9 protein-coding genes are annotated in these 12721 nt (G+C 59.9%); all 9 read left to right on the top strand.

Annotation, left to right across the window (positions count from 1 at the left end; genetic code table 11):
* Window positions 1-5: 5 nt before the first annotated feature.
* The 9 genes from FHT73_RS09460 to FHT73_RS09420 all read left to right on the top strand — a co-directional run bounded on the left by FHT73_RS09460 (window position 6) and on the right by FHT73_RS09420 (window position 12640).
* Entirely contained in the window at window positions 6-2693 is a 2688-nt protein-coding gene (locus FHT73_RS09460; protein WP_183711159.1) for a carbohydrate-binding protein, read from the top strand.
* A gap of 5 nt (window positions 2694-2698) precedes the next feature.
* Window positions 2699-4927, top strand: coding sequence for a trehalase family glycosidase (locus FHT73_RS09455; protein ID WP_183711157.1), 2229 nt, complete (start codon window positions 2699-2701; stop codon window positions 4925-4927).
* 373 nt (window positions 4928-5300) lie between these two features.
* Window positions 5301-6377: an extracellular solute-binding protein gene (locus tag FHT73_RS09450; RefSeq protein ID WP_112608343.1), complete on the top strand. Its 1077-nt coding sequence runs from the start codon at window positions 5301-5303 to the stop codon at window positions 6375-6377.
* On the top strand, window positions 6367-7281 hold the full coding sequence (locus tag FHT73_RS09445; protein ID WP_112608341.1) for an ABC transporter permease: 915 nt from the start codon (window positions 6367-6369) through the stop codon (window positions 7279-7281). Before FHT73_RS09450 ends, FHT73_RS09445 begins: the two co-directional genes overlap by 11 nt.
* 15 nt (window positions 7282-7296) lie before the next feature.
* Window positions 7297-8076, top strand: a complete 780-nt coding sequence (locus FHT73_RS09440) for an ABC transporter permease (RefSeq protein WP_112608339.1) — start codon at window positions 7297-7299, stop codon at window positions 8074-8076.
* Window positions 8063-9112 (top strand): ABC transporter ATP-binding protein, encoded by a 1050-nt coding sequence (locus FHT73_RS09435; RefSeq protein ID WP_112608337.1) that lies wholly within the window; start codon window positions 8063-8065, stop codon window positions 9110-9112. The genes FHT73_RS09440 and FHT73_RS09435 overlap by 14 nt, the downstream gene beginning before the upstream one ends.
* A 2-nt stretch (window positions 9113-9114) precedes the next feature.
* Complete coding sequence (locus tag FHT73_RS09430) at window positions 9115-9711, top strand: cysteine hydrolase (protein ID WP_112608335.1); 597 nt, start codon at window positions 9115-9117, stop codon at window positions 9709-9711.
* Between the two features lie 100 nt (window positions 9712-9811).
* On the top strand, window positions 9812-10243 hold the full coding sequence (locus tag FHT73_RS09425; protein ID WP_246699036.1) for a MarR family transcriptional regulator: 432 nt from the start codon (window positions 9812-9814) through the stop codon (window positions 10241-10243).
* A gap of 51 nt (window positions 10244-10294) precedes the next feature.
* On the top strand, window positions 10295-12640 hold the full coding sequence (locus tag FHT73_RS09420; protein WP_183711155.1) for a glycoside hydrolase family 3 C-terminal domain-containing protein: 2346 nt from the start codon (window positions 10295-10297) through the stop codon (window positions 12638-12640).
* The last annotated feature ends 81 nt before the right edge of the window (window positions 12641-12721 follow it).

Raw genomic sequence — 12721 nt, 5'->3', positions numbered from 1 at the left:
ACACATTGCCCGAAACAGCGGCCATTGCGGATATCGAAAGTCAGGTCCTCTTTGAGCGCCCGACTGCCGCATTTCGTCCTTCAGCCTACTGGTTCTGGCATAGCATTCCCGATGAGGCGACCTGCCGGACACAGCTTGCCGATTTCCAGGCGAAGGGCATCGGCACCATCCTGATCCAGGCGCGACTCGCCCTGCCGCGCGAGCAGTACCTTTCACCGCACTATCTGTCAGCCTACAGGCAGGCAGCCGACATCGCGGCTCAACTCGGGCTCAAGCTTGGCATTTATGACGACTATAACTGGATCAGCGGCCATGCCGGTGGCAGGACGGTAGAAAGGCGTGACGAACTGCGCGAGCGTCACCTGTTCTGGTCGTCTTCGGTAGATAGGCAGGGCACGATAAGCAGGATCCATCCGGCATTCACACTGAAGATGGGCGCCGACATCATTGCCTGGCAATATGAAGGCGGGCGCATCGAATGGTGCGAATGGACTGTCGAGACAGCAGTGCTGCATCCCTCCGGCCCAATTGAGGCATATGATCAGATCGTCGACGTGACATCGCAGGTCAGCATCACAGGTTCCGATCGTGCGTCCTGCAGCTATTCCTATGAAGGCGCGGTCGCATTCGGCTGGACGCTGACGGTCTTCATAAGCGCGCGTTCCGCGACATCACGGATCATCAACTATCTGCTGCCGGAGGCAGCCCAGCGTTTCATCGACGTTGGCCTCGAACCCATCGTCACAGTTCTTGGCAAGCGCGTGCCCGATCCCGTTGGATCTGTATTCTACGATCAGCCGGCCCCCGGCTTCTATCGCTGGGACCAGATGGCGGGAAATCTCGGCAACAGCCTGCTGTTTGCGCCTGCGCTGAAAGACTGTGTCCTGTCCAAGACGGGCGTGTCGTTCGCCGTCGCCCTTCTCGCGGTGGTGCGCAACGTTGGGCCGGAAACCTTGCGGCTGCGTGCGTTGTTTCACGCAGCCTATTCCACCTTTATGAACGAGGCATTCTTCGGCACGCTCAGGGGCTGGGCGGAAGGGAAAGGGATCGTCCTCACGGGGCATGAGATCCTCGCTCATGTCAGCTCATGGGCGCCCAATGGCGGCTTCACAAACATCGATCCGCGCGTCGCGCCGGCGGTGGACTTCTTCGGCATCGACGCCATCAGGCACGAAACGGCCGTGGACGCAAACAATTTCACGCCACAGTTGGCTCCCAAGATGGGTGATTCCGTCGCCCGCTCGAACGGGCGCAGCCGCTGCGTCGTCGAGATCTATTTCAGCGCCGAACGCACTGAAGTGCGCGCTGCCGGCCAATGGGAGGTGACGCTGGAGGCATCGCGCGCCCAGGCGATCCGGCTTGCCTGCCTTGGCACACGGCAGTTCCTCTGGCACGGCGTCTACCAGACCGATGGACTCGACAACGACCCGACGCCCTTCACCAATCCGCGCTTCGACTTCGCGCCCGGCATCAACTTCGAGCCGTGGTGGCCCTATCACGACCTCTTCGCCGAAGAGATCGCACGCGTTTCCGCCTTCATAGAGGCTGCAAAACCGCGAGCGCCGGTTGCTATTCTCTATCCTCTATACACTGCCTTTGCCGAAGGGCCTCACCACGGCCATGCCACCCATATCGGCGCCTGGTGCGAGCAACTGTTGGCGCAGGGCTGCGATTTCATGTTCGTGAGCGAGGCGGATATCGCAAACGCGGCTATAGAAGATAGACGGCTGCTTGCATCCGGTCTCGCGTTCGACGCGGTGGTGCTGCCTTCGGTGACGGTACTGGAAACGGCTGTTACGATTCAAAAGCTCGATGCCTTCACGAAGGCCGGCGGTCGGATCTGGTCTTCGGGCGAAACCGTCTCCACGGTTTGCACGGGCGAGAGAGTCTCCGACTCGGTTGGCGTCACGTCGCACACCACAGCGATACCCAATGCCGAAACGGTGTCCGCCCTCCTGTCGACCCTGACGCTCGACGGTCCGCAGATTTCGGGCCAAAGGCCGTGGCAATGGATCGGTCGTGATGTTGACGGCTGGTGGAGGATGGTCGTTTTCAACGATGGCGCAGAAGATATCAGCTTTGACATCCTGCTCGGAGATGGCTTCGATTATGCGATATGGGACGCGGAACATGGGTCTGTCGAAGCCTTCGCCGCCGTTCACAAGCTGACCGTAGAGTTGGAACCGCACGAAGTTCGCTGCATCCGTCTCCGTCAAAACGGACAGGCGGCTGGCCCCATCGGCCATCTATCGAGCCGACCGACGCTTGAGCGAAACCGGCTCATTGCTCTGGCAGACGGCTGGACATTCGCGCCCGGCCAAGATCAGGCCTTCGTGCCTATTTCCGTTGACAGCGGCTGGGAAGAGCAAGGCTTTCCGGCCTTCAGCGGCACAGGCATCTACCGGCTTTCCTTCACAACGGAAACCGAGGCCGACTGGATGCTGGAACTGCCGACCGTTTATACGGCGGTCACTGCTTATATCGATGGAACCGAAGCGGGACGCCGTGGCTGGCGGCCCTATCGCTTAGGGCTCGGCCGCCTTGCCGCCGGCACCCATGAACTCGAGCTTCACGTCGCCAACACGGCAGCAAACCGCTATTACGACAACACACCCTATCTCGGCAGCGGCCCGGACAAGAGCGGGCTGACAGCTACACCCCTGCTCATACCGCTGCAAAACAGACCGGAATAAGAACCATGCTGAAACATTCTACCGTTCCCTTGATGCGCGCCTGGAACAGCTGGTCCGACAGACCGGCGGAAATGGTGTTTCTGCCGCTCGGTGTGCGCATCACGCCCGTTCTCTATTCCACGCGCAGCCGGACGACGTCAGCCATCGAGCCGCGTCGCGACACGGTGCGGCTCGGCCGCCATGCCATCGACGGATCGTTGATCGAACTGGAAACGGAGCATAGCGGAACCACCGTCGCCTTCAGAACCGAGAAGTCCGATCCCTTCGCGGTTCGCGGAAATTGGGAGGGCAAGGCTGGTGGCGAGTGGGGACTGCGCTTCTGGCTGACCGTGGCGATTTCGGCTGACAGCGGAGAGGTGGTCACGCACGAAGCCGGCCGCAACGTCACACTCGTCAAGATCGGCACGCGTTTCGTCGCGGTTGCAACGGCGGAGGCTCCGGTGCATGTGACTGGCCATGACACGATCAACGACCTGCGCGCCGATTTCGAGACGAACGGATATTTCTACACTGCGAGCCGGAAAAACGAGGCGCCAGTGATCGCCTTGCGCTTCAATCTGGAAATGATGCGCCAGGGAGCCTATGCCGCCGCCGTGGCCGACAGCGCCGAACTTGCGATCGTCAAGGCACAGACCTGCCTCGCGGCCGGCAACCCGAGCACCGCTCCCACCGCCCATAGTGGAACCTACGAAGGATCCCTGGACGCGATCCGCGACGTCGTCGCCTGGAACACGATCTGGGATGAGACCAACTCCCGGCCCTATACGGCTGTGACGCGTATCTGGAATCTCGGCAAATTCGCCGTCTGGTACAATGATCAGCTGTTTGCCGCTCTGCTGGCCGGTGTCTTCGACGCTGATCTCGCTCGCGAGAATATGGCAACGGCGATGGCAAGCGCCACCCCCCAGGGCAATATCGCCTGCATCGTCACCTCGAATGATGCCTGGGTGGACCGCAGCCAGCATCCAAACGGCGCGCTCGTTGCCTGGCAGCTTTACCAGCGCACCGGCGAGCGTTCGCTTCTGGCGGCAAGCTATGATGCGCTGGCCCGCAATCAGCGTTGGTGGCGCGAACACCGCGATCCCGACGCCTTCGGCCTGCTGTCCTGCGGCACATCGGACGTCGGCGAAGGTCTCTATAAGGGCACGCACTTTGCCGCGCGCAACGAAACAGGCATGGACAATTCGGCCACTCATGACGAGGCCCTCTACGATCCCATCACGCGTACCCTGTCGACATTCGATCTCGGGCTGAATTGCGCTGCGGCGCTTGATGCTGAAATGCTGTCGAAGATGGCAAAGGTTCTCGGCAAGGAGGATGATGCCCGCGAATTCGCGGCCATCGCCGAACGCTGCCGCAAGCTGATCTCGGAAAACCTGTGGGATGAAAGCCGCAACATCTTCGCCAACCGGCAGCGCCACGGCGGCTTTGTGCGGTCGCTTTCGCCGACCAGCTTCTATCCCCTGCTATGTGGCGCAGCCACGCCCGAGCAGGCCGATAAGTTGCTCCAGTACCTCAGCGACGAAACCACCTTTGGCGGTGACTACGTCCTGCCGAACGCGACGCGTGACGATCCCGCCTTTGCCGACAATGTCTACTGGCGTGGTCGCATCTGGCCGAACGTCAACTACATGGTCTGGCTCGGGCTGCGCCGCTATGGCTTTGCAGCAGGGGCAAGCAAGCTCGCGCGGCAGAGCTACGAGCTCTTCATGAAGTCCTGGAGCAAGGACCGGATCGCGGCGGAGAACTACAACGCCACGACTGGCGAGGCGATGGACCAGGGCGATACGGATCCCTTCTACATCTGGGCCGCAATGCTGCCGCTGATGGCTGTCGGCGAGATCATCGACTTCGATCCGTGGAGCGGCTGGACCCTTCACAATGCCGGCGCTGACCTTTCTGTCGGTCCGATGCTGTCGCCTTCAGGAATGCTTTCGGTCTCGATCGCCGACGGCCTGCTGGAAATGAGCCTGGACGGCCGCGCATCGCTGAAGACTAACCTGCAAACATCGTTCACACAAATCGCTGTCAGTGATGCACGCTTCTCCTGCATTCTCGCTCCGACGGGCAGCGACGGGTTTATTGCCCTTCCGAATGTCGAGCGAGACCGCATCGTCGTAGCACGTCTCGATGGCCAGGAAGTTCGGTTCGAGGCGAGTACCGATGGCGCGCGTCTCGAAATCGCAAGGGCCGCGCACGGCCGGAAACTGGATGTCTATTTTTTGACAGTGTGAATGGTATTGACGCCCGATGGAACTTGACAGGCGCCGATCAGCCATATTACTTTGCATACAAATAAAAAAAATGCCGGAAGAGCATGAGGGTTGAACGGAATTGCCTATCGGGAGCGACACGCTCACGATAGCAACTTTATAACGGCAATGCCTGATAGAATGGCTGGGATTTAACGCTGCACCGAAAGGCGCTGGGACAACCCGTACGTTCCAATTGGGTATGACCAGTCGTCAGCCTCACGTCAATTTAGTTTGCATACAAATCATATGGCCGCTTTTTGATAGGCGGACTGCCGATGATTTGCGTGAAGCCTGAGGTCGTCGGCTGTCGCCGCGGCCGTTGACAAGAGTAGATTTTCAAGAGGGGTTCCAAATGACTGCAATCACAAGACGCAACACGCTGAAGCTGATGTCCGGAGCGGTGATTGCCGGCGCTGCCTTCTCGGCCATGCCGCGCATGGCCTTTTCCGCCGGTAAGATCACGGTTCTAAACTGGCAGGGCTACGGCACTGACGAAGCCTGGTCGATCAAGGCCTTTGCCGAGAAGACCGGCATCGAGGTCGTCCACGACTACTACAGCTCCGAGTCGGAAATGCTGACCAAACTGCGCACCAACCCGGGCGCCTATGATCTCGTCGTTCTCAACGCTGCGCGCTGCGCGCAGGCAACCGCGGAAGACCTCCTGCAGCCGATCGATTTCAGCAAGGTTCCGAACGCTGCCACGATCGACGCAAATCTGCGCTCCAACGCCAACTTCCTGAAGGATGGCAAGGGCTTTGCGGTGCCATGGGTCTGGGGCATGACTTCGCTCGCCATCCGCGACGGCATGCCTGTTCCAGACAGCTACAAGGTTCTGGCGGATCCCGCCTACAAGGGCCGTGTTGCCATGGACGACGATGCGATTATCTGCGTTGCCGCCGGTGCCCTGATGACCGGTCAGGACATGAATAACCCGAAGGATCTCGGTGCCATCCGCGACGCGTTGAAGTCCATCAAGCCGAACGTCAAGCTGCTGTGGTCAACGGAAGACCAATGGAACAAGTCCTTTGCAGCCAAGGAATTCGACCTTTCGCTCTTCTGGTCGGGCGGCTCTGTCCGTTCAAAGCGCAATTCGAAGCTGCCTGTCAATTTCGTCGTTCCCAAGGAAGGCGGCATCGGCTGGGTCGATGGTCTCGGTATTCCGGCGTCGGCTCCCAACGCCGAAGGCGCACTGGTCTTCGCGAACTGGCTGATCGACCCAACCTTCTATCTCGAATGGGCCACCAAGGTCGGTGCACCGGCATCGTCCAACTCCGCAGCACTTGCAACCCTTCCGGCCGACGACCTGAGCCGCCAGGTTCACAAGCCGGAATACCTGAAGACCATGGGCATCATGTCGGCTCTGCCGGATGACCGTCGTGAAGCCTTCAACAACCTGTGGCAGGAAGTGAAAGCCTTCTATGCAGAATGACAATCTGACATCGGCGTCAGAGCGCGGACCTTCGGGTCCGCGCGTGCGGCGTCCCCTGCCGTCCTGGGTGTCAACGACGGCGCTGCTGATGCCAACCTACGGCTGGCTGACGCTTGCCGTCTTTCTCCCGCTGCTGACCATGTTGGTCTTCAGCTTCATGGCGGCAACCCCAATGGGCAAGGCGCCGATCGTCTTTACCCTGAAGCAGTATCGTGCCTTCATCGACCAGCCTTATCTGATCGGTATTGCTTTCACGTCGCTGCTTATCGGCTTCTGGACGACGTTTGCCTGCGCCGTGCTCGGCTTCCTGGCAGCCGTTGCGCTTGCTCGTTCCACCTTCGGAAAGACGCGCGAGATGCTGCTCATCCTCATTCTGCTGCCATTCTGGACGAATGGCCTTGTCCGTATCTTCTCATGGACAATGGTGCTGCGCGAAAACGGCTTCCTCGACACCATCTTCCACATGGTCTTACCGGATGCTGGATCGATCGGATTCCTCTATACGCGCTATGCAGTCGTTGTTGGCCTGGTACATGGTTATCTGCCTTACATGATCCTCACCTGTTATATCGCGCTGGTTACGATCGATGACGCGATCATCGAAGCGGCCGCCAGCCTTGGTGCGCGCTGGTGGACCATTCTCTTCAAGATTCTCGTGCCTATGGCTGCTCCAGGCTTGATCTCGGGTGCCGTATTGACCTTCGTCCCGGTCATAGGGTCCTTCATGGAGCCCCGAATCCTGGGCGGCCGCGTGGGCGTCACCATGGGCACCGTCATCGAGGACCAGTTCACGCAGGCCTTCAACTGGCCGCTCGGCGCCTCGCTGTCCTTCACGCTGCTTGCCGTCGTACTTGCAATCTTCGGCACGTTCTCCGGCGTCCTGCGCCGCGGCACGGCAGCTTAAAGGAGGGAACACCGAATGAGATCGCTTGGTCGTTTCTATCTGATCGTCGTACTGGTCTTCCTCTACACGCCGATCCTCGTGATGATGGCGATGGGCTTTAACGCCTCGCCTCTCTACGAACTGCCGTTCAGCTTCTCGACCCGCTGGTACGAGGCGCTCTGGAACAACAGCATCCTGCTCACTGCTGGCATGAACAGCATCATCATCGCCATCATTACGGCGGTTGTCGCAACCACGCTTGGCACCATGGCATCTGTTGCCCTGTCGCGCAGCACGTTTCGTGGCAAGAGCTTCCTGCAGATCATGCTGCTGCCGCCGATCGCCATTCCATGGCTGATCACCGGCACGGCGATGCTGATCTTCTTCTACTGGACCGGTATCGGCCGCGGCATGCACGCGATTATCATCGGTCACGTTGCCCTTGCCATCCCTTATGTGGTCCTGGTGGTGGGAACCGGCTTCCAGACAATCCGGGCCGATCTCGAAGAGGCAGCCATGAGCCTGGGGTCCACCCCCGTTCATGCGTTCTTCTCCGTCACCCTGCCGCTGCTTTACCCCAGCATCCTGGGCGCCGCCTTGTTTGCCTTCGCGGTCTCGCTCGACCAGTTCGTGATTTCCTATTTTCTCGCAACGCCCGGCTTCACCACGCTGCCGGTTCAGATCTACTCCTCGATCCGCAAGGGCTTCACCCCTGAAATCAACGCCATATCGACCGTACTTCTGCTCGGCTCGATGACCGTGATCCTGATTTTCGCGCGCTTCGCCAAGCCCGGAGACACCCGTGACAAACGTTAACGTCAATTCCGTCGCCAAGACCTACGGTACCACGCCGGTTCTGGCCGATATCACCACCGAATTCCCAGAGGGCTCGTTCACCAGCCTTCTTGGGCCTTCAGGCTCTGGCAAGACGACGCTCCTGCGCATCATCGCCGGCTTCATCAAGCCCAACCAGGGTGTGGTGACCATCGGCAGTAGGGATGTCACGAACGTACCCGTATGGGGTCGCAACATCGGCATGATGTTCCAGTCCTACGCGCTGTTCCCGCACATGACGATCGCCCAGAACGTGGCCTTCGGTCTCGAGCGGCGCGGCATCAAGGGTGCCGCCGCGCGCAAAGAAGTCGATCGCGCTCTCGAAATGGTTCGCCTGCCGGGCTTTGGCAACCGGATGCCAAAGCAGCTTTCGGGCGGCCAGCAACAGCGTGTAGCGCTGGCACGCGCCATTGTCATCAAGCCGAGCGTGCTGCTGCTTGACGAGCCGCTGTCCGCGCTCGACCGTAGGTTGCGGCAGGAGATGCAGGTCGAACTGCTGCGGATCCAGCGCGAGAGCGGCCTGACGACGATCTTCGTCACCCATGACCAGGAAGAAGCTCTGACGCTGTCCGACAAGGTAGCCATTCTCGACAAGGGTCGCATCGTTCAGATCGGCGCGCCCGAGACTGTCTACGAGAAACCTCTGACGCGTTTCGCCGCGGAGTTTTTGGGTGATTCCAACTTCCTTGTCGGCACCGTCGAGAACGGTGCGGTGCGGCTTTCCGACGGCACGACGGTGCGCAGCGCAAGCTCCCTGCCCGGCAATGGGACCAAGGTCACGCTCGCAGTGCGCCCGGAGAAGATGTCGATCTTGGCGGGGAATGCCGAAGGCAACAGCCTCACGGCGCGGATTACCACGGTCATCTACGCTGGACCGGTGCTCTCCTATCTCCTGGAGACCAAAGACGGTCTGCCACTAAAACTCTTCGTTCAGAACCGAGACGGCACCGTCCTCAAGGAAGGTGACAGCGTGACGCTGAACTGGTCGCCGGAACACACCGTCTGCGTTGTGGATTGACAATGACGAGGGCACCGTTGTCTCATAACACGTTGCATGTCGTCATCGACATGCAACGGCTCTTCGCCGAGGAAACGCCCTGGTTTACGCCAGCCCTCGCAGGCATCATGCCGAATGTGCAGCGGCTTGCCGAGGCCAGGCCTGAAAGGACGGTCTTTGCCCGCTTCATCGTCGCGCAACGTCCCGAGGAGGCGAAAGGCCGATGGCAAGCCTATTATGAGCGCTGGAAAACGGTAACTCTGGACGAACTCGATCCGGTGATGCTGGATCTCGTTGCACCGCTGGCTGCGCTCGCGCAGCTGGGGTCAATCGTCGACAAGGAAACCTTTTCGATCTTCGGAGCGCCCGGCTTTATCGATCGTCTTGATAGCGAAGGCGTCGATACGCTTGTGTTCACCGGTGTCGAGACTGATGTCTGCGTGTATGCGAGCGCATTGGACGCGATCGATCTCGGCTACAGGGTGGTCCTCGCCAGCGACGCTCTGGCGAGCGGCGACATGATGGCACATGAGATGGTACTGACGCGTCTGGCACCGAGGTTTTCGGAGCAGATTGAAATTTTGACAACTGAAGCCATTCTGGGTTTGTGGACTGTATGACGTTGATTTGGATTGCCCGATTCGGCGGCAGCAAGCCCGGCTGAGAGACAAGATGGATATTCCACTCAAGGACAAGGCCCGGGGAGCGAAGGGTGCAGATATGGCAGCGAAACCGAACCACACCCAATACGCACTGGGCGAGCAGATCGGCTTCTTCCTGCGCCAGGCGAACCAACGCCACGTCTCGATCTTCGCCAGCCTGATCTCCGAGAAGCTGACGACCACCCAATGGGCGGCGCTCGTCAAGCTCAAGGATCTGCAGCCCTGCTCGCAAGGTAATCTCGGTCGCGAAACCGCAATGGACATGGCGACCATCAAGGGGGTCGTCGACCGCCTCGTGAAGCGTGGCCTGGTGCACACCGCGCCCGACCCCGCAGATGCACGACGCCTGGTCTTGACACTGACCGACGAAGGCGAGGCCACTGTAGAGCGTAATCTCTCCATTGCGCTGGAGATTTCGCAAGAGACCCTGGGGCCGCTGACAGCTGCCGAGCGCATGATGCTGATGGAACTGCTCCAGAAGATCTGTTGACGGCATCACACGCGGTCCGCGCCCATTCACTCAGACGGAGGAAGACACACCATGCCCGGAGCGGACGATGGGGAAATCAGAGCGCTAGTCACCTCCATGACCACGAATGAGAAAGTCGCTCTCGTCAGTGGCCAAGGCCTCTGGAGAACAGCCGCAATCGAAAGGCTGGGGATCGACTCGATTCTGATGACGGATGGCACCTACGGCGTGCGCTACTCGACAACCCAGATAGATGCCGGCACCGGCGATGAAGAAAGTCTCGCCGCATTCCTCGACCTGATTAACCAACAGGCCGACGATAAAGGCGGCATGTTCGGCACGACGCGACCGGCCACCTGCTTTCCGAACGGCAATCTCGTCGGCTGTTCCTGGGATGTGGACCTGCTGTATCGCATGGGCGAAGCGCTTGCCCTCGAATGCCGCAGCCTGGGAATTCATCTCCTGCTCGGACCGGGTATCAACACACGAAGGACGCCGCTCGCCGGCCGCGCCTATGAATACTACTCGGAGGATCCGGTCATCAACGGCGATCTTGCCGGCGCTCTGATTTCCGGCCTGCAGGACAACGGTATCGGTGCCTCGCTGAAGCATTTTGCCTGCAACAACTCGGAAATCGATCGGACAACGACAAGTTCCGATGTGGATGAACGGGCTCTGCGGGAGATCTATCTCGTAGGCTTCGAGCGGGCGATCCTGAAGAGCCCGCCCTGGACCGTGATGAGCGCCTATAATCCGGTGAACGGCGTTCAATCGGCGGAAAGCCACTGGTTGCTGAAACACATCCTGAGGGATGAATGGGGATATGACGGGCTTATCCTGTCTGATTGGCACGCGATCAAGGATCGGCCCGCATCGCTTAAAGCCGGTACGGACCTCGACATGCCGGAAAGCAAACCTCGCAAGGCACGGCTTCTGTCGGCTATCGAAGATGGCAAAGTCGCCGACGACATACTCGATCGGGCTTGTGAACGGGTTATCGGCCTCGTCCGCCGCTGTCAGGCCGAGAGGCTGCCCGCAGCCCCTGTCGATCTGGACCGCCATCACGCCCTCGCCCAACAGATCGCAGCTGAGTCGATCGTGCTGCTGCGCAACGAACAGCAGACACTGCCGCTCGATGCGGCCGCTACCGGCGAGTTACTCGTGGTTGGCGATGGCGCGGTGGTCCCGACGATCCAGGGATCGGGGTCGGCGACGACCAATCCTTATCGCGTCGACAGCCCGTTGGAACGGATCGCAGCGCGTGCGGGAGAACATGTGAAGGTACGTCATGTGCCTTTCCCGACAGCGCAAGGTATTCCGACGGAGAGTGAAACACAAGCCGTTCTAGATGCTGCGACGACAGCGGACGCAGTCATCATCTTCACCGAGAACGAGAAGTCGCGCAACGGCGAAGGCAATGATCGCGACACCTTGAAACTGGCGGCCGGCCACGACAGCCTGATCCGCTCGCTCACTGAGGCCGGCCGGAAAGTAATCGTCGTTCTAACGACACCGGATGCGGTCGAAATGCCGTGGCTGGCTGCCACGCAGGCCGTGCTGGCCTGCTTTTATCCTGGCCAGGGCGGCGGCGACGCGATTGCCCGCATTCTGTTCGGCGAACAGAACCCTTGCGGAAAACTGACGACGACGATGCCCATCCGCATCGAGGACATTCCCGGTTGGCACACCTATCCCGGTGAGAACAGCCGGCATGTCTACAGCGAAGGAATTTTCGTCGGCTATCGCTTCTATGACCTCAAGGCAGTGACGCCCCTGTTCCCCTTCGGTCATGGCCTAAGCTACACGCGTTTTTCTTACGAGAGCATGGCACTCGACAGGCAGGAAATCGGCCCGTCGATGGACTGCAGGGTGAGCGTCACCATCTGCAACATCGGCGAAGTGGCTGGCAAGGAAATCGTCCAACTCTACGTCCGTCCGGTAAAGCCCGGCCTCCGGCGGCCGATCCGGGAACTCAAGGCGTTTACCAAGGTCGAGCTTCAACCGGGCGAAGCCAAGGTCGTGACCCTGGCGCTTTCCGCTCGGGATTTCCAATATTTCGATACCGCGCGCGGTGCATGGGTGCTCGATGCAGAAGCTTTCATCATCGAGGCGGCGGCTTCCTCGCGCGATATCCGCCTCCAAAACCGACTCGCTTGCCGTTCCGAGCGCTTCCCTCCGGCAGCCCTTTCCGCGCTTTCGCCGCCAGCGCTAGTATTCGCGAATGAACGGGCGATACCTGCGTTGAGAGAATTGCTGGCGAGGAAGCTCCGCATCTCCGGCGATGAAGCGATGGCCATCCTCGAAAAGCTCAACGGCTCTTTCCTGGGCTTCTACGATACCTTGAGCTGGTATGTCGGTGACGCAATCAACGAAGCTGACATCACAGCGCTCTTTGACACCCTGAATCGAGCGCCTTGACGGAAGCTGTAGCTTTACTCACCCAGACCTTGAGGGTCAGCCCACGTGACGGCGGATTAAGCTAGTTTTCTTCAGTCATCT

It is taken from the genome of Rhizobium sp. BK098 (assembly GCF_014193155.1).
Classification (GTDB): Bacteria; Pseudomonadota; Alphaproteobacteria; order Rhizobiales; family Rhizobiaceae; genus Rhizobium.
The sequence above is the reverse complement of the archived record's forward strand: the minus strand, read 5'-3'. Positions and strand labels throughout refer to the sequence as shown.

What these genes read in the sequence shown, in the direction of transcription:
- FHT73_RS09450 (WP_112608343.1), top strand. Translation starts at nt 5,301, where the DNA reads ATGACTGCAATCACAAGACGCAACACGCTGAAGCTGATGTCCGGAGCG.
- FHT73_RS09445 (WP_112608341.1), top strand. Translation starts at nt 6,367, where the DNA reads ATGCAGAATGACAATCTGACATCGGCGTCAGAGCGCGGACCTTCGGGT.
- FHT73_RS09430 (WP_112608335.1), top strand. Translation starts at nt 9,115, where the DNA reads ATGACGAGGGCACCGTTGTCTCATAACACGTTGCATGTCGTCATCGAC.
- FHT73_RS09440 (WP_112608339.1), top strand. Translation starts at nt 7,297, where the DNA reads ATGAGATCGCTTGGTCGTTTCTATCTGATCGTCGTACTGGTCTTCCTC.
- FHT73_RS09455 (WP_183711157.1), top strand. Translation starts at nt 2,699, where the DNA reads ATGCTGAAACATTCTACCGTTCCCTTGATGCGCGCCTGGAACAGCTGG.
- FHT73_RS09425 (WP_246699036.1), top strand. Translation starts at nt 9,812, where the DNA reads ATGGCAGCGAAACCGAACCACACCCAATACGCACTGGGCGAGCAGATC.
- FHT73_RS09420 (WP_183711155.1), top strand. Translation starts at nt 10,295, where the DNA reads ATGCCCGGAGCGGACGATGGGGAAATCAGAGCGCTAGTCACCTCCATG.